The sequence below is a fragment of the Bradyrhizobium sp. A11 genome, assembly GCF_042077125.1.
Lineage (GTDB): Bacteria > Pseudomonadota > Alphaproteobacteria > Rhizobiales > Xanthobacteraceae > Bradyrhizobium > Bradyrhizobium japonicum_B.
Genome location: NZ_CP149509.1, coordinates 5,743,830 through 5,763,591 on the forward strand (window position 1 = coordinate 5,743,830; position 19,762 = coordinate 5,763,591).

14 protein-coding genes are annotated in these 19,762 nt (G+C 66.5%); 4 read left to right on the top strand and 10 right to left on the bottom strand.

Annotated features, from left to right (window positions below; genetic code table 11):
- Positions 1 to 32: 32 nt before the first annotated feature.
- Positions 33 to 353, bottom strand: a complete 321-nt coding sequence (locus WI560_RS26955; protein ID WP_257178188.1) for a hypothetical protein — start codon at positions 351 to 353, stop codon at positions 33 to 35.
- Between the two features lie 141 nt (positions 354 to 494).
- Between WI560_RS26955 and WI560_RS26960 the strand changes: the two genes are divergently transcribed.
- Positions 495 to 1,403: a PaaI family thioesterase gene (locus WI560_RS26960; RefSeq protein ID WP_375305624.1), complete on the top strand. Its 909-nt coding sequence runs from the start codon at positions 495 to 497 to the stop codon at positions 1,401 to 1,403.
- A gap of 67 nt (positions 1,404 to 1,470) precedes the next feature.
- On the top strand, positions 1,471 to 1,827 hold the full coding sequence (locus WI560_RS26965; protein WP_375305625.1) for a hypothetical protein: 357 nt from the start codon (positions 1,471 to 1,473) through the stop codon (positions 1,825 to 1,827).
- A gap of 6 nt (positions 1,828 to 1,833) precedes the next feature.
- Here WI560_RS26965 and poxB read toward each other — a convergent pair whose 3' ends face one another.
- The 3 genes from poxB to WI560_RS26980 form a co-directional block, all read right to left on the bottom strand.
- Complete coding sequence (gene poxB / locus WI560_RS26970) at positions 1,834 to 3,570, bottom strand: ubiquinone-dependent pyruvate dehydrogenase (RefSeq protein WP_375305626.1); 1,737 nt, start codon at positions 3,568 to 3,570, stop codon at positions 1,834 to 1,836.
- Positions 3,571 to 3,677: 107 nt separating this feature from the next.
- Positions 3,678 to 4,310 carry a 2-dehydro-3-deoxy-6-phosphogalactonate aldolase gene (locus WI560_RS26975; RefSeq protein ID WP_375305627.1) on the bottom strand — a complete coding sequence of 211 codons (633 nt, stop codon included), beginning with the start codon at positions 4,308 to 4,310 and terminating at the stop codon, positions 3,678 to 3,680.
- 13 nt (positions 4,311 to 4,323) lie between these two features.
- Positions 4,324 to 5,238, bottom strand: coding sequence for a 2-dehydro-3-deoxygalactonokinase (locus WI560_RS26980; RefSeq protein WP_375305628.1), 915 nt, complete (start codon positions 5,236 to 5,238; stop codon positions 4,324 to 4,326).
- Between the two features lie 244 nt (positions 5,239 to 5,482).
- Between WI560_RS26980 and WI560_RS26985 the strand changes: the two genes are divergently transcribed.
- Entirely contained in the window at positions 5,483 to 6,580 is a 1,098-nt protein-coding gene (locus tag WI560_RS26985) for an LLM class flavin-dependent oxidoreductase (protein WP_375308922.1), read from the top strand.
- A 57-nt stretch (positions 6,581 to 6,637) separates the two neighbouring features.
- Positions 6,638 to 7,192, top strand: a complete 555-nt coding sequence (locus WI560_RS26990) for a flavin reductase family protein (RefSeq protein ID WP_375305629.1) — start codon at positions 6,638 to 6,640, stop codon at positions 7,190 to 7,192.
- A 30-nt stretch (positions 7,193 to 7,222) separates the two neighbouring features.
- Here WI560_RS26990 and WI560_RS26995 read toward each other — a convergent pair whose 3' ends face one another.
- The 6 genes from WI560_RS26995 to WI560_RS27020 all read right to left on the bottom strand — a co-directional run bounded on the left by WI560_RS26995 (position 7,223) and on the right by WI560_RS27020 (position 19,621).
- Positions 7,223 to 8,410, bottom strand: coding sequence for an FAD-binding protein (locus WI560_RS26995; protein ID WP_375305630.1), 1,188 nt, complete (start codon positions 8,408 to 8,410; stop codon positions 7,223 to 7,225).
- Between the two features lie 362 nt (positions 8,411 to 8,772).
- Positions 8,773 to 9,660, bottom strand: a complete 888-nt coding sequence (locus WI560_RS27000; RefSeq protein ID WP_375305631.1) for a LysR family transcriptional regulator — start codon at positions 9,658 to 9,660, stop codon at positions 8,773 to 8,775.
- A gap of 629 nt (positions 9,661 to 10,289) precedes the next feature.
- The gene (locus tag WI560_RS27005) at positions 10,290 to 10,538 is read right to left on the bottom strand and encodes a hypothetical protein (protein WP_375305632.1); all 249 of its coding nucleotides are present in this window, start codon (positions 10,536 to 10,538) and stop codon (positions 10,290 to 10,292) included.
- 167 nt (positions 10,539 to 10,705) lie between these two features.
- The gene (locus tag WI560_RS27010) at positions 10,706 to 13,786 is read right to left on the bottom strand and encodes a hypothetical protein (RefSeq protein WP_375305633.1); all 3,081 of its coding nucleotides are present in this window, start codon (positions 13,784 to 13,786) and stop codon (positions 10,706 to 10,708) included.
- A 398-nt stretch (positions 13,787 to 14,184) separates the two neighbouring features.
- On the bottom strand, positions 14,185 to 16,044 hold the full coding sequence (locus WI560_RS27015; RefSeq protein ID WP_375305634.1) for a sigma-54-dependent Fis family transcriptional regulator: 1,860 nt from the start codon (positions 16,042 to 16,044) through the stop codon (positions 14,185 to 14,187).
- A gap of 271 nt (positions 16,045 to 16,315) precedes the next feature.
- Positions 16,316 to 19,621: a carboxyl transferase domain-containing protein gene (locus WI560_RS27020; RefSeq protein ID WP_375305635.1), complete on the bottom strand. Its 3,306-nt coding sequence runs from the start codon at positions 19,619 to 19,621 to the stop codon at positions 16,316 to 16,318.
- Positions 19,622 to 19,762 lie beyond the last annotated feature (141 nt).

The window sequence follows — 19,762 nt, forward strand, 5'->3', positions numbered from 1 at the left end:
GTTCCGCGCCGCTTGGTAGCCCGGATGCGATCTCAGTTCTTCACCGCCGGGATCTCCTCCGCCATCGGCTGCTTCTGGCCCTGCTGGTACATCGCTAGCGCCTTGTCGAGCGCTTCGCGCAGCGCCAGCGCCGCGGCGACGCTGCAACGCAGGTGCGCGGTCTGGACCACGTCGACCCTGACGGCGGCGCCGACCGGCATCAACAGGTTCGCAGCGAGCTCGATCTGGATCGCGCCGTTGTGATGGCCGAAGCAGGACGCGCCGTCGAAATAGACGATCGGCGCCCGCTCCGCGCTGGAGCTCGATATGGTGACGGGCCCCTGATTGGCGGCGGGCGTTTCGGGGTCGGCCATGGGCGCTCCTTGCAGTTCGTTGGCGTACGAAGCGCCCACCATCGGCGCTTCGGCCCGCTCTGTCGAGGCCAAACCGCCTGCGGTGCGGGGGCCTATCCGGGGCTTTTTGCGCGGCGGCCGACACTGGTCTAGAACGTCCCCATGAGCACCACACCGACCACGCTCCCGTTCGAGGAACTCGCCGAGGCGATCAAGGGCCGCCGCTCCGATTACGGCCATATCAGCGGGCTCCAGCTCGACCGCTTCGCGCCGGCCGAAGCCTGGTCGAGCCTGCCCTATCGGCCCGTCTTCGTCGGCGACACCGAGACCGGGGTGCTGCATGGCGGCGTCGTCACCGCGATGCTGGACGAGAGCTGCGGCATGGCGGTGCAGCTCGCACTCGACGGCACGCGCGCGATCGCGACGCTCGACCTGCGCATCGACTACCAGAAGCCGGCGACGCCAGGCCTCGACATCAAGGCGCATTCGGTCTGCTACCGCACCACGCGCTCGATCGCCTTCGTGCGCTCCACCGCCTATCAGGACTCGGAAGACGATCCGGTCGCGACCGCGACCGCCTGCTTCATGATCGGCGCCAACCGTACCAACATGCTCGCCGATCGCCAGATGGATGCACGCAGCGTCCCGGTGCTGGAGGCGCCGGAGGATCCGGACGGGCCGTTCGCGCGCAGCCCGTTCGCGCGCGCGCTCGGCATCCGCGTCAACGACGACGGCACGCTGACGATGCCTTTCTCGCCGCAGATCATCGGCAACCCGATCCTGCCTGCGATCCACGGTGGCATGACGGGCGCCTTCCTCGAGACCACGGCCGTCATCGGCGTCGCGCGCGAGCTCGGTACCGCCGCGCCGCCAAAGCCGATCGGCCTCACCGTCAATTACCTTCGATCGGGTCGCGCGCTCGACACGTTTGCCAATGTCTCGATCGTGAAGCAGGGCCGGCGTATCGTCGCCTTCGAGGCGCGCGCATGGCAGGACGATGCGGCGAAGCCGATCGCCACCGCCTTCGGTCATTTCATGCTGCGTCCGATGCCGGGAAGTGACGACGAATGAACGCATTTTAACTTGACGGCCACGGCTGCGGCCACAACGATAGCGCGTCCCCGCGAGAGGTATTGGATTGCGGCATCCGCTCGACATCGTCGCCATGTTCGCCGCACTCTGGCTGCTCGCCTCGATGATGCTCGACGCGGTGACGCCGAAGGAGCTGACCGCGATCATGATCGCGGTCGCGATCGGCCCCGCGATATTCATCACCGCCGTGTTCTACTACCTGCGCTGCCCGCGAACGGACTTCGCGGTGATGTTCGCGGCGCTCTGGCTGATCTCGGACATCGCGATCGCCTTCGTCTCGTCGGAGGTTCTGCCGCATTTCCTGATCGTGCTCGGCTTCTTGCCGGCCCTGCTGGTCGGCAGCGTGCTGCATTGGCAGACCTTCACCTCTCCCCGACGGGGAGAGGTAAACCGAGCCGCCTAAGCCGAACTATCGCGGCAGCAGATTCGTCTTCGCAAGATCCAGCACCTCGTCGCCGCGGCCGTTCATCACCGCGCGCAAGACCCAGAGGCTGAAGCCCTTGACCTGCTCGGCGGTGATGGTCGGTGGCATCGACAGCTCCTGCTTGGCCGTGACGACGTCGAGCAGCGCCGGCCCGTCATGCGCCAGCATCTCCTTGACCGCACCGGGAAGCTCGCCCGGATCCTCGACGCGTTTGGCAAAAATCCCCATCGCACGCGCCATCGCCGCGAAATCCGGGTTCTCGAGGTCGACATTGGTGTCGACGAAGCCGGCCGCCTTCATCTCCAGCGCGACAAAACCGAGCACGCCGTTGTTGAAGACGACCACCTTCACCGGCAGCTTCTCCTGCGTCAGCGTGATCAGGTCGCCCATCAGCATGGTGAAGCCGCCGTCGCCGGAAAGCGAGATGACCTGCCGGCCAGGCTGAGCTGCCTGCGCGCCGATCGCCTGCGGCATCGCATTGGCCATCGAGCCGTGCACGAAGGAGCCGATCAGCCGGCGGCGGCCGTTCATGTCGAGATAGCGCGCAGCCCACACCGTCGGCGTGCCGACATCGGCGGTGAACACCGCGTCGTCGGAGGCATGGTCGCTGATGACCTTGGCGAGATATTGCGGATGGATCGGCTTGCTCCCTGGCGTGCCCCTGGCGAGCGAGTCCAGGCCCTCGCGCGCCTTCTTGTAGTGCGCGACGGCGTCGTCGAGATGCCTGCGCTGCGTCTTCGATTTCAAGAGCGGCAGCAGGGCCTCGATGGTGAGCCTAACGTCGCCGACGAGGCCGAGATCGATCTTGCAGCGTCGTCCAAGGTTCTCCGGGCGGATGTCGATCTGCGCGATCTGGCAATCGGTCGGGAAGAACTGCTTGTAGGGAAAATCGGTGCCGAGCATCACCAGCGTGTCGCAGGCGTGCATGGCGGCATAGCCCGAGGAGAAGCCGATGAAGCCGGTCATGCCGACGTCGTAGGGGTTGTCGTACTCGACGTGCTCCTTGCCGCCCAGCGCATGCACGATCGGGCTCTTCAGCGCCTCGGCGAGCTGCATCAGAGGCGCATGCGCACCGGCGCAGCCGCGGCCGCAGAACAGGGTGACGCGCTCGGCACCGTTGAGGAGATCCGCGAGCGCCTCGAGCTCACCGGCCTGCGGCACCACCTTCGGCGCCACCACGCCAAGGCCGCGCGTCGTCGACAGCGCGCGCTTCGGCGGGCTGCGGAATGCGACATCGCCCGGCATGGCGACGACGGCGACGCCGCGCAGGCCCACCGCCGCACGGATCGCATTCTCCAGCACGAAAGGAAGCTGGCTGGGGTCGGACACCAGCTCGCAATAATGGCTGCATTCGCGGAACAGGTTCTGCGGATGCGTCTCCTGGAAATAGCCGCCGCCGATCTCGGCGGTCGGGATCTGCGCCGCGATGGCCAGCACGGGCACGCGGCTGCGATGCGCGTCGAACAGCCCGTTGATCAGATGCAGATTGCCGGGACCGCAGGAGCCCGCGCACACCGCGAGGCTGCCGGTCATCTCGGCCTCGCCGGCGGCGGCGAAGGCGGCGACCTCCTCGTGGCGGACATGGATCCATTCGATCGTGCCGCGGCGGCGCAGCGCCTCGGTCAGCGCATTCAGGCTGTCGCCGACGATGCCATAGATGCGCTTGACGCCGGCCTGCTCGAGCGTTGCCACGAACAGATCGGCCACGTTGTTGATCGCCATGTCGGTCTCCTGCTGCGCCGGTCACACTGCGCGATGCGTCAACATCGGCATTGCGGCAATATGAGGCACAATAGGCGGTGACGGGTTCACAGCTGGTTTATTGCGGCTCAGCCTTTCGCAATCGCCCGATCGTAAGCTTCGACCGTCGCCTTGGCACGCGCGGCGACATCGGCGGCGCTCATGCCGGGCTTGTAGAGGCTGGAGCCGAGCCCGAACGCGGTCACGCCGCCCTTGATGTACTCGGCAAAATTCTGGTCGGAGACGCCGCCGACGGCGGCGATCATCACGCCTGAGGGCAACACGGCGCGGATCGCGGCGATGCCGGCGGCACCAAGCACGCTCGCCGGAAAGAATTTCAGGCCCGACGCGCCGGAGCGCGCGGCAAGCAGGGCCTCGGTCGGGGAGAACACGCCGGGCAGCGTGACCATGGCGTATTGATGTGCACGCACCAGCACCTGCGTGTCCAGGTTCGGCGAGACCATCAGCCTACCGCCGACGTCGTTGAGGCGATCGACATCCGCGGTGGACAGCACCGTGCCGGCGCCGATCAACACGCCTGATGGCGCCTGCTTCACCGCCATCGCGATCGAGCGGAACGGATCGGGCGAGTTCAGCGGAATCTCGATCGCGGTCAAGCCGGCTTCGATCAGGACGCCGACGATGGCCTCGGTCTCCTCGGGCTTGACGCCGCGCAGGATCGCGACCAGCGGCCGCTTCATCGACGGAAAGGCAACGCTCATCTCGAATATCCTTCTATTTCGTCCAGATCGCAGCAGCCGCCATCGACAGGCCGCGGCGGACGGCTTCGTCCGCATCGACCGGCTGCACCGCGACCGACAGCGCATCGAAGGCTTGCCGGTACAGCATCGCAAGCCGGCCCGAGACAATCAGCGTAACACCGGCTTGCGGCACCGCGCCGGAAAGGCCGGCGGCCAGCTCGGCGCCGATCAGCGTGCCCGACAGCGTCTCGCGCGCCGCAGCCGGCGTGCCGCCGAACAACAGCTGGCGCGAGCGCGCCGTGAACAGGAGATTCGCGGCGAAGGCCGGCGCCGCGTACGCGGCCTTGACCGCCGTCTTGAAGCTCGCGACGTCCTCGGCTTCGTCGGCGCCCGCGACCGCGAGCGACAGGATGGTCTCGCGCGCGACGACGCTGAAAAGCTCGCCGGTCATGAAGGTGGAGAAGCGTTCGACGATGCCGCCCCTGACGCGCACCCATTTCGAATGCGTGCCGGGCATGCAGACCAGCGCCTCGCCCACCGCATCGAGGCCGAGCGCGCCCAGCAGCTGCGTTTCCTCGCCGCGCATGACGTCGGGCGCGGCCGCATCGCGCTGTGCGATGCCGGGCAGGATGCGGATGTCGCGCGCCTGTCCGGGCACGTGCACGGCCTGGTTCAGGACGGCGGAAAGCGGCGCCGGCGTGTCGACATAGCCGGCCTCGATCCAGCCAGTCTTGGCGCCGGCCATGCCGCAGACGAGAACCGGCAGATGATCCGGCGCCTCGACCGCCGCGAGATGCGATTGCAGCACCGCGGGAAAGCCGGTCTTGGCGGCGGCCAGCATGCCTTCATCGCTGCGGCGTTCGGCCAGCACCTGGCCGGCACGATCGACAAGCCACAGGCGAAAACTGCTGGTGCCCCAGTCCACCGCGACATAAGCGGGATCGGTCATGCGAAACTGCCCTCGTCCACGGTCAGGTTCTTGTCTCATCTATTGTCTCACCTGCAAGACGCCGTCTCGCGACAATGAGACGAACTCGTGCGGGCCTTGGTCGAGATACCGGCTATTGCGCGGGCAAACCAGCCCTTTCTCTCCAATTCGAGCCTCCATGGCGCTGGCACAGCGCTTGCTGAAGCCTCTCCGCTCAACTCCGTCAACGCGCGACAAGACGCGTCAACATCAGATGAGGAAACCCATGGAGATCGGCTATTTCACGATGCCTTCGCATCCGCCGGAGTGCGGCCTGAAGGAAGGACACGATTGGGATCTGCAGGTCCTGCGCTGGCTCGACGAGCTCGGCTATCAGGAAGCCTGGATCGGCGAGCATCACACCGCGCCCTGGGAACCCAATCCCACGCCCGACCTCTTGATCGCGCAGGCGCTGATGCAGACCAAGAAGCTTCGCATCGGACCGGGCGGCTTCCTGCTGCCCTATCACCACCCGGCCGAGCTCGCCAACCGCGTCGCGATGCTGGACCATCTCTCCGAGGGCCGGCTCAATTTCGGCGTCGCCGCATCCGGCCTGCCGAGCGACTGGGCGATGTTCAACGTCGACGGCATGAGCGGGCAGAACCGCGACATGACCCGCGAGGCGCTGGAGATCATCCTGAAGATGTGGAGCGATCCCGCGCCCTGGACCTACAAAGGCAAGTTCTGGACGGTCTCCAAGCCGGACACGATGTTCGACTTCCTCAAGCCGCACATCAAGCCGCTGCAGGCACCGCATCCGCCGATCGGCGTCGCCGGGCTGTCGAAGAACTCGGACACGCTGAAGCTCGCCGGCGAGCGCGGCTTCATCCCGATGAGCCTCAACCTCAACCCGGCCTATGTCTCCAGCCATTGGGACTCGGTCGAGATCGGGGCCGCCAAGACCGGGCGCAAGCCGAACCGGCAGGACTGGCGGCTGGTGCGCGAGGTGTTCGTTGCCGACACCGATGATGAGGCATGGAAGCTCTCGACCGGCGACATGATGGGCCGGATGATGGGTGAGTACTTCCTGCCGCTGCTCGGCCATTTCGGCTTCAAGGACTATCTGAAGCACGCGCCCGACGTGCCCGACAGCGACGTCACGGTCGAATATTGCGCCAAGCGGAACTGGATCGTCGGCTCGCCCGCGACGGTCGCCGAGAAGATCGAGAAGATCTACGACGAGGTTGGCGGCTTCGGCGTGCTCTGCGTGTTCGGCTTCGATTACAAGCACAAGCCGGAAGCGTGGCACCACTCGCTCGCGCTATTGAAGAACGAGGTGATGCCGCGCCTTGCGCACCTCGGCTCCGCAAAGAAGGCGGCTTGACGCATCGCGGGTGCGGCGCGATCGTGCCGCACCCGCATTCATTTCGGAGATGTCGGCGTGACGGTCGATGCCAAGGACTTCAAGCAGGCGATGCGCCAATGCGCCGGCGCGGTGGCACTGGTGACGGTGGGGGCCGAGCACGGCAAGCGCACGGGATTGACGGTGACGTCGGCCTGCTCGCTGTCGGACAATCCGCCCTCGCTGATCGTCTGCGTCAACCGCAATGCCAGCGCCCATGCGCGCATCCGCGAGGAAGGCGCGTTTGCGATCAACTTCCTGCACGAGGATCACGCGCTGCTCGCGCTCACCTTCAGCGGCCAGAAGGGCATCAACGGCGACGACCGCTTCGCCTTCGGGCAGTGGAGGCGCGGCGCGACCGGCGCCCCGGTGCTGAGCGACGCGGTCGCCGCGTTCGACTGCGTGCTGGCGCAGGAGTTCGAGACCAGCACGCATTCGATCTTCGTCGGCGAGGTGCGCGACGTCTCGCATTCGGCCATGACGACGCCGCTCGTGTACTTGCGCAGCAACTTCCATACGCCGCGGGAGATGCGCGAGGGCGTGACGATCGGCGACCTCGACGCGCGGCATTTGAGCTGGACGGATTTCTCCTGACGATGCCGCGGCCGATGCCGGATCGGCGATCTAGAACAGCTCATAGCCCGGAGTGAGAAGGCTGCCGGGATCATGCCTCTGCTTGGCTTTGCGCAAGAGCGGCCATCGCGCACCGAAATGATCCGTCCAATCGCTGGACGACATCGGAAACGCGCTCACTGGATACAACACCCCACCTGCGCTGCGAATACGCTCATAGAGCTCGCGGTTTCGCATGACCAGCCGCTCCGCATTCGCTCTGTCTGCCGACGCCGGGATACGGATCAAATTGAACGGAAACACAACGCCTTCGTCAGGAAGCCGAAGCAGAGGCGTGCGGCATCGGTCAGTGAACATCGGATAGCAGGTGATGCGCCCGAACGGGCCCAGATCATCGCTGTTCAGTTCGGCAATGACATCGCTCGCGATCTTCGGCGCGTTGCTGCCCGGCAGATAGGTCAGGAGCCAGGGATGCGGATTGAGCCATTGGCCGTTCGCCCGCAGGATCTTCTCGAGCTTGGCGAACGCGTTCGCGTCCTCGCCGAAAGTCAGGTCGGAGACGGTCTCGCGCTTGTCCGCCAGGCCCGCGAGCAAGGCCTCGTCATCAGGCAACTTGCCGTCGTAGAAGACGCCCGCCTCCAATTGATAGCGCCAGCCGCCGGTGCCGTCGGGCACGACAGCCCCCTGCAACTGATCAAAGCGCGCCTCTTCCAGAACGCGCCGTTGATCTGCCGTGAGCGAGGCAAGGTCGGGATAGGACAGCTGAAATCGGCGAACCCGCTCGGGTGCGCGCATCAACCGAAGCGTCGCTTTGACGATGATCGCGCATTGCGCAAGTCCGGCTCGAACCGCATCGAAGAGCTCGGGATGCGAGGTCGGCGAACAGGTCAGTTCCACGCCTTCGCCGGTGACGACGTCGAGTTCCAGAACCTGATCGGTCTGGAGACCGTACCGGGATGAGGATCCCCCGATTCCCCCGACGGCAAGCGTGCCGCCGACGGACAGTTCGAGGTAATTGGTCAGGACCGGCGGAACGAGCCCTTTGGCCAAGGTCGCATCCACCACCTTGTGCCAGGTCGCACCGGCATCGACCACGACGCGATCCGGCTCGATCCAATGGATCGTGGCCAGCATGCCGAGATCCATCACGATGCCGTCCTCGGCCATGGCCCGGCCGTAGGTTGCGTGACCCTGCCCGCGCGCCGCAACCTTCAACCCCTGGTCTTTGGCCCAGCGCATGATGTCAGCGACCTCGCCGCTCGTCGCCGGCTTGCAGACGGCCCGAGGCCGTCTATCCACGATGTGGCCGAAATCCTGCGCGGCCGCCGCGCGAGATTCTGCATCGCTCGCGAGCAGGGGCCCGGGCGATTGCGAATCGCGCGTTCCGGGCGGCTGTCCGGCAAGAGCAGCGGAAGCCAGCGTCGCGGTGACGCCGACGCCCGCATGGAGCAGTGTCCGTCTGTTGGGAGTCATGGCGCAGTCCTTCTCGCAGGGCGAAAGTGCCCTTGCGCGTCAAGCTGCGATGGCCCCGGCGCCGGGACAACGGGCGCGGCGCGAGATAGACATTCCCACCAATCGGTAGAATGCGTTCCGGACGTCGCTCAAAGCCGCTCGAGCTTCAGCCTCTCGGCCAGGAGATCGACGAAGAGATGCGTCTTGGCCGGCGGTATGGCGCTGGGTGGAAACACTGCACGCACGGGCGTTCGCGGTGCCTCGAAATCCGCGAGCACGATTTCGAGAGCCTCCTGGTCGACGAGATCGCGGATCTGCCAGAACGGACCATATCCGACACCGATGCCATGACGAGCGGCAGCATGCGCCGCCGTGGTGCTGTCGGTGCGAAAACGGCCATTCACCTGTACCGTGGTCAAGCGGCCGTCGATCCGAAACCGCCAAATATCGGCTTCGCCCTGAGCAGTCCTGCGCAGGATGCATTGATGATCGGCAAGATCGCCGGGCTGGCGCGGGCGGCCGTGGCGCTTGAAATAATCGGGCGCGCCGTAGACAACCGTGCGCAACTCTCCCAGCCGCCGAGTCTTGAGCGAGGAGTCGGGCAATTCCCTGATCCGGACGGCGAGATCGAAGCCGTCACCGACGACGTCGATGGGCCGGTCGGACATGTTGACGTCGGCCTCGATCTGCGGAAAGCGCGCCATGAACTCGGCAATCGCCGGCACGACATGGGTGGCCCCGAACTGGATCGGCGCGGCGATCCTGAGCAACCCCGACGGCTCGATACGGCGGTTGGCCGCCTCCAGACGCGCTTCGCCGATCTCGGCAAAGGCTGGCTTGACGCGGCGATAGAACGCAAGCCCCGCCTCCGTCGCCACCGACTGCCGCGTGGTCCGCCGCACCAGCTCGACCCCGACGCTGCGTTCCAGCGCAGCCAGCGCCCGGTTGACCGACTGGAGCGAGCGCCCCAACCGCCGCGCAGCCGCGGTCTGGCTGCCGGCCTCGACGACAGCCAGAAAGACTTCGATCTCCTCCATCGAGCCGTCTCCTCTCTCCTACGATGCGGGGACATGTATGTCGGAAGCACCGCAGGCGGCAGCGGGGCGGCCGGCCAGCAAACGCCGGGAACCCGCGCATGGACCCCATGGATTGTGGCGACCCACCGCGCAGATCAAGTGCGCCGTCTCGAATGGTTCGTTCTCGGGTCCGAGCGGGGCGCCGCCTGCCCAAGTCCGATCGCAGGTCAGACGGACCTAACCCCGCCTCGCTTGCCAGCGGCCGCCGCAGAAGCCTGCAGACCCGCGGCCGCTCCAGCGGCCGCTGCCGAAACCAGCCCCAAGCCTGCCGCGAGCGTTGGCATACGAACCACCGGATGACACCCGCACGACGACAGGGCCGTTGCGACCGACGCTGCCTGCAACCTCGGCCACGCCTCCTGACAGCACGCGCCCACCCGCGATCTGGACAGGAAAACCATAGGTGCGATCACATGTGCCGGTCTCGGTCATGATGAGGACATTCCAATATCCGTCGTAACCGGCACCCGACCTGGAGGTCGGTACCGGGTGCACCTGCCGCGCCTCCGCCGCACCGACACTGGCAGCGGCCACGACGAGCATGATCCGCAAGAGAGCCCTACGACTCGGCCGAGCGATGAATCCAGTGTTCATTGCAGCTCACCATCAAGCGTCCGCGATTGTGTTGCTGGTCCTGTGCTGCCGACGGATTGCGGCGGATGCCTCCGGATCAGATCAGCGCCCTCCTGGCGGATGTTGCGAATACCACTGTCGACAATACTCACCCCGGGGTCCGGGATCGCACGGCCATCGCGGGACTTGCGGCGGCGGTCGGCGAGCCCGTTGCATTCGATGCATTCGATAAAGCTCGGACGATGGGTACATTCGATCGTATTCATGGCTCCGAGCATAGTGCCGGCCAGACGCGGGCGATGGACTCGCAGCAACGGTCATCACTGCCAGCAAGGTCGCGAACAGCCCGAAAGCCAAGTTTCGCATTTGCCACTCCTCCACAAATCCAGCGCCGGACGGAATGTGCCGGCACGAAGGCCGGCACACCACGCACTCATTCGATCGGAGTGCGATGTGTTGGGATCAACCGACAATTTGGCGGAGTCCCCTGCATGCCGCTGGGGCACCTGCGCTGAACCTGTCGACAGTTCGGCGGCGTACCGACCATCCCGGTGGGACAGTGCCGCTCGATGCGACGACAGTTCGGCGGCGTGCCGACCATCCCGGCGGGACAGCGCCGCTCGATGCGACGACAGTCCGGCGGCGTGCCGACCATCCCCGCCGGACAGTGCCGCTCGATGCGCCGGCAGTTCGGCGGCGTGCCGACCGTCCCTTCCGGACAGACGCGCTGAGGCGGAGTCTCCTCGCGGCCGCAACGCTTGCCGGTCCAGGGCTGACCCGGAGGACAGCACATGCCCGCGATCGGCGTCGGTGTCCAACCAGGCCGGCACCGTTCGGCAGGCGGCGGCTCTTCCCGGCCACAACGCTTGCCGGTCCAGGGCCGGCCGGGAGGACAGCACATGCCCGCGACCGGCGTCGGTGTCCAACCAGGCTGGCACCGCGCCGGCGGCGGCGGCGACGGCCGCTCGCCGCACTGCCGGCCATTCCAGGGCTGGCCGGGCGGACAGCACACGCCGGCGATCGGTGTCGTCGTCCAACCGGCCGGACAACTCGGCTGCCGCGGATCGCAACTCGTACCCTTGGCCACGTAGCCGGGCGGGCATGTCGGCGGGGGCTTTGGCGCCGGCGGCGGTGGTGGTGGTGGCTGCGGTGCCGAGATCAGGATTGGACAGATATTTGCCGGCACGGCGAGCGTCGCCAAGCCGACATCGTCGGCAGCATTGCTGTTCTGCGCACTTCCACTCGCGGGGAAGATGATCCGCGCCTCATTCGGAATCGTGCAACCCTGAACATGACCGGCTGCTGCGAGCGGCAGCCGAACATGCATCACGAGATGCACCACGCCGCCGGGCGGAATGTTCGCACCAGGGAGCGTGCAGGTGTAAGTCGGCGGCCCGCCGCCGCAAATCCAGGGCGGCGCGCCATCAAAGTAGGCCATCGTGCCGGCCGGCACGGTGTCGGACACCGTGACGTTGCCGGAATATGCACCAGGCCCGGTGTTGTGGACGATGATGGCAAAGCGGCAATCGAGCATGCCGGCGGCAGCCGTACAGTCCGTTCCCGATTTCGTCTTCTCCATCTGGAGGTTCGTACCGCCACAGTTCGGACCGGGCACGACCATGCTGTCGCTGTCGGCGTCGTTGCCGGGATTGATGTCGCCCCCACCGGGCGGCCAGGCGATGACCGCATTGTTGTTGATCGAGCAACCGGTGAAGTTGGGAGACAGATGCACCGATACGAGCAGATCGACGCTGTCGCCTGGATGCAACAGCATCGCAGGATGCGTACAATGAATGCCTGGACCAGCCGGCACGCAGGCCCACGGCGGCAGGCCGTGCACAGTCGCACCGGGAGGCACACCGGGAAGGGTGTCATCGACCGCAATTGGGCCGAAATAGTCGCCCGGACCGAGATTGGTGACGCGCACGGTGAACAGGCACCACAAGCCAGGTCCCATATGATGCACGCAAGACGTCGAGTGCGCGCTCTTTTCCAGCCGCAAGTCGAAGGGTGGCGGCGGCGGTGGCGGCGGCGTCCAATCCGGCGGGAGCACCGGCCAGTAGATCGCGCCGCCCCAGAAACCGAACATTCCGAGATCGCCCGTGCCTTCCGGCAAGGCGGCTGCGCGGTCGCAGGTCTGCCAGATCTCGACATCGCCGACGTGACCGGCACGCTCGGGATCTCCGAACGTGCCGTCATAGTCGACGAAATAGCTTGTGGTGGGCGGCGCATTCTGTGGCCGCACCAGAGATGCGGAATTGCCCTGCAACCCATGCACCTCGAGCGGACCGCCGGCAGCGAGCGCCGGGTTGTTGCGCAGGTTCTCGCCGGTTGACCATACGAAGGACGAGCAGCTTCGATTGATGGCGCCGGATGGCTCATGGCCATAACCGAGCGCCACGCCGCCATTCGCATTGCGGAAAGGCTCGGGGAATCCGATCGCGTATTCCTCAGGCGCGGGGACCCAATAGCCCGGCGTAGCCGGATCATCCGGCACCTCGCGGCGGAAGCGCTTGACGTCGGTCTGTTTGGTTTTTTCGGCGAAGACAGAATAGTCGTAACTGCCGCGCGGTGCACCGCGCAGCGCCAGGAGAAGCCGCCCTTGATTGTCGAAGGCAAGATCGGTGACGAGTGCGCCTGGCGGCACGCCCGGCACGTCGAACTCCCATCGCGGGTCGTTGGCGAAATCGCCTTCGAGACGGATACCGATCGACCAGATCTCCGGCTTGTCAGCGACCGCGTAATACAACCGGCCGGCGAACACCGCCATGCCATAGACCATGCGAGGCGGCGGCGTGAATCCCCATGTCGCCGTATTCTCGCTGTTGAAGGCGGGATCCTGGATCATCATCCGCTTGCCGTCGTCCGGCACTGGCGGAAGACCACGAACGGGCCGCCCGGCGAGGCCGTGATCGAAGTTGTCGAGGAGCTGGCCATTGACGTCGACCCGATGGATCAGGCCGGTGTCCAGATCCGACACGAGGAACTGCTGCGTGACCGGGTCATAGACGACATCGCCCAGTCCGGGTCCCGAATTGTCGAGACTGGCAAACAGCGAGGCAGCGCCGGTTTGACCGTCAATCCGATAGATGGTTCCCGGCCCGCCGCCGAGCGCGGTGCCGAACTGGCCTACCATCCACTGCGCCGCAGGGTCGCCGATGCGCGTTCGCTGCGGTTGCCCGGTCGAGCCCGGCTTCACGATCTGGATGCCGAAGGCCGAAGTGGCGCCGAGATAGATGTCGGGCACAGCCTGCGTAGCGCCTGGCGCGGCGTTGACGGGTGGCGCCAGCGTGATGGCGAAGACCTGCCCGATCTGTCCTGCATTGACCTGCATGACCGGCTGCGCCGGGATCAACTGCCCCTGCGGCGCTCCGTCCGGCTGCAGCCGCAGCACCTGCATGGAGCTGCCTTCGGCGTCGATGAAGAATCGCGCAAGAGGATCGGGTGGCGCGCCCTGCATGTCGATTGGCTTGAAGCCGGAAAAGCCCGTGACGACGGCATCTCCAGGCATCATCGGACCGCCTTGAGCGAACGCCGGAGCAGACAAGGATGACACTCCGAGCAGCGCGGCTGCGATAAAATGGCAGACGAGCCGACGGAACCGGTTGCGGATGCACGAGTAGGAACCGACGGGATCGACAATGATATGCGACATGGACCCTGCCCCAAAATGCGCGCATCTTGCGCCGTATGGAACAGGCTAGGCCTAGTCGCTCACCTCACACATTGACTCAACGCAAGGTTTCGCGCCGGCAACATACTGCCGAGCGACGACTGCTGCAGAATGACCGCCGCGAGCATGAGCTTGGTCGAACTTTATTTCGAGCCAGCAAGCAACCGATTGTCCTGAAGAACTATTCGCGCGCCGCGCGAGGTTGCCAATGGAACTCGCGGTGGCTTCGGCCGGTCGATCTACCGCGAGCCAGCGTCGATCCTCATGAGCTTGATCTTCCGGTAAAGCGTGGCGCGGCTGAGTTTCAGCGCGCGCGCCGCTTCGGTGACGCGGCCGCCGTGCCGGTGCAAGGCTGCGATGATGGTCGCGCGTTCGGCACTGGCAAGATCCGGCTCTGCCGTCCGTCCGCCGAACGACGGCAGATCGAGGTCCGCATCGGTGATGACGCCGTTTTCCGCGGTGCAGCCGGCGAGCCGCAGCACGTGGCGAAGCTGGCGCATATTGCCGGGATAGGGATACGCCGAGAGCTGCGACCACGCTTCGTCCGAGAAGCGACAGTTCGACGCCTCCTCGCGCGCGATCTGGCGAATGATGTCGTCCCGGTCGGCGCGCTCGCGCAGCGCCGGCAAACGCACCTCCAGGCCGCGCAGGCGAAAATAGAGATCGGCGCGGAAGGCGCCCTCCTCGGCCATGCGGCCGAGATCGCGGTGGGTGGCGCTGATCAGGCGGATGTCGACCGCGACCGGCTTGAGCGCGCCGAGCGGCCAGACCTCGCGGTTCTCCAGCACGCGCAACAGACGCGTCTGCAGTGCGATCGGCATGTCGCCGATCTCGTCGAGGAAGAGCGTGCCGCCATGGGCCTGCACGATCAGGCCCTTCGAGCCGTCGCGCCGCGCGCCGGTGAAGGCGCCGGCCTCGTAACCGAACAGCTCGGCGTCGATCAGGCTCTCCGGCATCGCCGCGCAATTCAGCGCGACATAATTGTTGCGCGCCCGGTTGCTCGCCGCGTGAATGGCGCGCGCGAACACGTCCTTGCCGACGCCGGTCTCGCCCTGCAGCAGCACCGGCAGATCGCGATCGATGACGGCCCCGAGCCGCTTCACGCTCTTGACCATTTCGGGATCGCGGCCGGCGAGCCGATGCAGTGCGTCGAAGCGATCTACGGGCGCGTCACGGCGCGGTGCGATGGGCCTTGCGCGCATCGGCGGCGCCAGATGCCCCTGGCCCAACGGACTGCCATCCGCCCGACGCAGCTCGACGAACTCGTCGGTGCCGCGCCCGGCCTGATGATCGAAACGGACGTAGCGGGACACGTCGATGCCGGAGGCGATCATGCCGTCGGTGAGGCCCAGCAGCGCACGGGCGGAGCGGCAGGCGCCGACGACGCGGCGGTCGTCGTCATAGGCGATGAGGCCGCTGCCGCCGTCACCGGGCACGGTGGCGATCCAGGCGCTGCGGAAATGGGCCCGGAAGATTGCGCCCTCCATTCGCCGGGTCGCCTGCATGGTCACCGCGAGCGCGAGCTGATGCGCGGTGCGCTCCAGATCCTCGCGGCAGGAGGTGATGTTGACGGCGCCGGCGAGCCGGCCGGCCTGGTCGAACAGGGGCGCCACGGCGCAGGAGAACATGTGCCACTGCGCGCGAAAATGTTCGTCGCGATGCACCAGGATCGGCTTCTCCTCGGCCAGCGCGGTGCCGAGCCCATTGGTGCCCTCGAACGTCTCGGCGAAATTCGAGCCCGTGTAGATCTTCCAGTCCAGAAACATCCGTGCGTCGGCTTCGCCCGGCAGGCGGCTGAACAGCATGGTTGCATTGGCATCAGCAAGATTGACGCAATAGCCGGCGTCACGCAGCGCACGGGCGAGATCGTCGAGCTCGGGCGTTACGAGCCTGATCGTCTCCTCCATCGGCTCGGCGGCATGCCGAACCTCGGCCTCGGTGAAGGTCTGCGGCGGTCCCTGCCGCGCCGGATCGAGCTTGTGGTTGACGAGGCACCGCCGCCAGGAACTGGCAATCCGCGCGGAGGCATCGACGTCGGCCACATGATTGGCGACGGACAAGACGCGGGCGACATGGTTCGAGGCCGACAGGCTGGCCATCGCGGACGTCTCCACCCTGTATTATTGTGCAAAGTCTGGCACTACAGGCGGGGATGTCAATCGGGAACCGGTTTTGGGGAATGAAGACACACTGCCTCAACGCCGTCATGGCCGGGCTTCGTCCCGGCCATCCCCGTATTGCCGCGCGTGCGAAAGAACGTGGATGCCCGGGACATCTAGCGCGAAGACGCGCTTCGCGCTTCTGCCCGGGCATGACGGTATCGAAGCAGAATGCCTAGATGCGCAGGCAGAACCGATTGCTGCACCGCCCTCACCACGTATCGATGCACGGCCGCTTCTTCGCCGTCCGCGCCGGCGGCTTCGGCACCGTCCGCAGGCCGGCCATGATCCAGCGCCGGGTCTCGGCGGGGTCGATCACGTTGTCGATCTCGAACACCGAAGCAATCGAGACCGCCTTCCCGTTGGCATAGAGCTCGGCGACCTTGTTGCGATAATAGGTCTCGCGCTCCTCGGGATCGGAGATCGCCTCCATCTCCTTGCGGAAGCCGAGGCGGACATAGCCTTCCAGGCCCATGCCGCCGAACTCGCCGGTCGGCCAGGCCGCGGTGAAGAACGAGGCGTGGAAGCCGCCGCCGATCATCGACTGCGCGCCGAGACCATAGCCCTTGCGCAGCACGATGCCGAACAAGGGCACGGTGAGGCTCGCGCCGGTCACGAACATGCGCGAGACGTGGCGCACGATCGCGGTCTTCTCGGCCTCCGGACCGACCATGAAGCCGGGCGTGTCGCAGAGCGAGACGATCGGCAGATCGAAGGCGTCGCAGAGCTGCAGGAAGCGCGCGGCCTTATCGCCGGCATCGGCATCGATGGCGCCGCCGAGATGGCGCGGATTGTTGGCGATCAGGCCGAACGGTTTGCCTTCGATACGGATCAGCGCGGTGATCATGCCGACGCCGTAGTCGCGGCGCAGCTCCAGCACGGAATCCTTGTCGGCGACGAGGTCGATGACGCTGCGGATGTCGTAGACGCGCAGCCGGTTCTCGGGGATGGCGCGCCGCAGCAGGCGCTGATCGGCGGCTTCCCACTCCGTCACCGCGCCCTGGAAGTAGGACAGATATTTCTGCGCGACACGCGTCGCCTCCTCCTCGTCCTCGACCAGGATGTCGATGACCCCGTTCGGCGCCTGGAACGAGGCTGGGCCGACCTCGGCCGGGTGATAGACGCCGAGGCCGCCGCCCTCGATCATGGCCGGACCGCCCATGCCGATCGAGGCGTTCTTGGTGGCGATGATCACGTCGCAGCAGCCGAGCATCGCGGCGTTGCCGGCGAAGCAATAGCCGGAGACGACGCCGACCACCGGAACGAGCCCGGACAGCCTTGCGAACTGCACGAAGGACGGGCCGTCGAGCCCGGTCATGCCGAGCCGGTCGGTGTCGCCGGGCCGGCCGCCGCCGCCTTCGGCATAGAACACCAGCGGCACGCGCCAATCCTCCGCCAGCGTCAGCATGCGGTCGATCTTCTTGTGGTTCATGTGGCCCTGCGTGCCCGCGAGCACGGTGTAGTCATAGGCCACGACGACGCAGCGTGCGCCCTCGGGGCCGAACTTCTCGGCGTTGACCGTGGCGACGCCCATGACGAGGCCGTCGGCCGGCGTGTTCTTGATGAGATCGTCGAGCTTGCGTCGGCGGCGCTGTGCCGCGATCGCAAGGCTGCCGTACTCCATGAACGAGCCTTCGTCGACGAGCTGGGCGACGTTCTCGCGCGCGGTGCGCTGGTTGGTGTTGCGGCGGCGCTCGACCGCGGCCGGGCGGTTCGCATCCAGCGTGTTGGCCTGACGGGCGATCAGCTCGGCAAGATCCGGGCGGATGTGATCGAGATCGATATCGGCTTCGGCCGTCGTGCGATCAGCCGCGACGTCGAGCGGCTCCAGATACAGGATCGGCTCACCATGCAGCAGCGTGACGCCGTCGCCGGCGACGAGCTTCATGACCCGGCCGCCCTGCTCGGCCATGACGAGATGCTCCATCTTCATGGACTCGATCACCGCGAGCTGCTGGCCCGGGCGCACGATCTCGCCTTCCTTCACCTGAATGGTGACGATGGTGCCCTGCAAGGGCGCCGCGACCATCACCGCGCCTTCGGGCACCACTTGCGCGACATGCGCCTCAGCAGCGTGCGCGCCGCTTCGTTCCACCGCCGCGAAGTAGAGCGGCTTGGCCGCGCCATCGGCGGCCTCGACCAGCTTTGCAATGTTGCGGTCGATGAAATCGGTCGCGATGCGGTTGGTCCTGAAATCGGGATGCGCCAGCACCGCCTGGAGGAAGGCGATGTTGGTGACGACGCCGTCGATCCGGAACTCGCGCAAGGCACGCGATGCCCTGGCGACCACATCGTGCCAGGCTTCGCCCGGCGTATGCACGATGACCTTTGCCAGCAGCGAGTCGAAGGCGGCGCTGGTCTTGTAGCCGGCGTAACCGAAACTGTCGACGCGGACGCCGGGCCCTGAGGGCGGCTCGAACACGGCGAGCACACCGCCGGTCGGATGCGTCGCGCCTGACACGTCCAGCGTCTCCATGTTGACGCGAAGCTGCATGGCATGACCGCGCGGCTTCGGGATGGATTCCTGCGCGAGGCCGAGGGACGCCAGCGAAGCCCCCGCAGCGACGGCGAGCTGGGCGCGGACGAGATCGAGGCCAAGCACCTCTTCAGTCACGGTGTGCTCGACCTGAAGCCGCGGATTGGCCTCGATGAAGGCAAAGCTGTCCTCGGCGGTGCCGTCGACCAGGAACTCGAACGTGCCGAGATTGTCGTAGGCCGCGGCCGCCGCGAGCTGCCTCGCCGCATCGATGATGCGGCCGCGCAGGGGATCGCTCAGCGAGGGGCTCGGCGCCACCTCGACCAGCTTCTGGTGCCGGCGCTGGATGGTGCATTCGCGTTCCCAGAGATGGGAGATGGCGCCGTGGCGATCGCCGATGATCTGCACCTCGATATGGCGCGCCTGCCGGATCAGGCGCTCGGCATAGACCCCATCGAAGCCGAAGGCGGCCTTGGCCTCCGACTGGCAGCGCGCATAGGCCTCCGCGAGATCGGACGCCTTCTCCACCACGCGCATGCCGCGGCCGCCGCCGCCGGCCATCGCCTTGATCACGATCGCCGCGTTGCTGCCGAGGGAGGTGAAGAACGCCGTGATCTCCTCGAGGCTCGACGGCCCGCTGGTGCCGGCGATGATCGGCACGCCATAGCGCTTTGCCAATTGCCGTGCCGCGACCTTGTCGCCGAACAGCTCGAGCGCCGCCGGCTTCGGGCCGACGAAGGTAAGACCTGCATCGGCGCAGGCCTTGGCAAATGCCGCGTTCTCGCTGAGGAAGCCATAGCCGGGATGCACGGCGTCGCAGCCGGCGCCTTTCGCCGCCGTCACCACCGCATCAATGTCGAGATAGGCCCGCGCGCCGCGGCCGGGGATTTCGACCGCCTCGTCCGCAGCGCGCACATGCAGCGACAGCGCATCGTCGGCGGGATGGATCGCAACCGTCGCGATGCCGGCATCGGCCGCAGCACGCGCGATGCGGATGGCGATCTCGCCGCGATTGGCGATCAGGAGCTTCTTGAACGACATGATATCTCTCACTCAGACGGCAGCAGAACGATTGGGATCGAGATCCTGCTTTTCGGCCAGGCCTCGTCCCACGGGCCGCGCAAAGGTGGCGAGGTCGTCCTTCTCGTCGCGGCCCGCGTTCATGACGTTCTTCCCGTGTTG

Bases quoted from the DNA above. Each gene is read 5' to 3' on its own strand.
- WI560_RS27020 (WP_375305635.1), bottom strand. From the start codon at position 19,621: ATGTCGTTCAAGAAGCTCCTGATCGCCAATCGCGGCGAGATCGCCATC.
- WI560_RS26955 (WP_257178188.1), bottom strand. From the start codon at position 353: ATGGCCGACCCCGAAACGCCCGCCGCCAATCAGGGGCCCGTCACCATA.
- WI560_RS27010 (WP_375305633.1), bottom strand. From the start codon at position 13,786: ATGATGCCTGGAGATGCCGTCGTCACGGGCTTTTCCGGCTTCAAGCCA.
- WI560_RS26975 (WP_375305627.1), bottom strand. From the start codon at position 4,310: ATGAGCGTTGCCTTTCCGTCGATGAAGCGGCCGCTGGTCGCGATCCTG.
- WI560_RS27015 (WP_375305634.1), bottom strand. From the start codon at position 16,044: ATGGCCAGCCTGTCGGCCTCGAACCATGTCGCCCGCGTCTTGTCCGTC.
- WI560_RS26960 (WP_375305624.1), top strand. From the start codon at position 495: ATGAGCACCACACCGACCACGCTCCCGTTCGAGGAACTCGCCGAGGCG.
- WI560_RS27000 (WP_375305631.1), bottom strand. From the start codon at position 9,660: ATGGAGGAGATCGAAGTCTTTCTGGCTGTCGTCGAGGCCGGCAGCCAG.
- poxB (WP_375305626.1), bottom strand. From the start codon at position 3,570: ATGGCGATCAACAACGTGGCCGATCTGTTCGTGGCAACGCTCGAGCAG.
- WI560_RS26985 (WP_375308922.1), top strand. From the start codon at position 5,483: ATGGAGATCGGCTATTTCACGATGCCTTCGCATCCGCCGGAGTGCGGC.
- WI560_RS26980 (WP_375305628.1), bottom strand. From the start codon at position 5,238: ATGACCGATCCCGCTTATGTCGCGGTGGACTGGGGCACCAGCAGTTTT.
- WI560_RS27005 (WP_375305632.1), bottom strand. From the start codon at position 10,538: ATGAATACGATCGAATGTACCCATCGTCCGAGCTTTATCGAATGCATC.
- WI560_RS26995 (WP_375305630.1), bottom strand. From the start codon at position 8,410: ATGCGCTGGGCCAAAGACCAGGGGTTGAAGGTTGCGGCGCGCGGGCAG.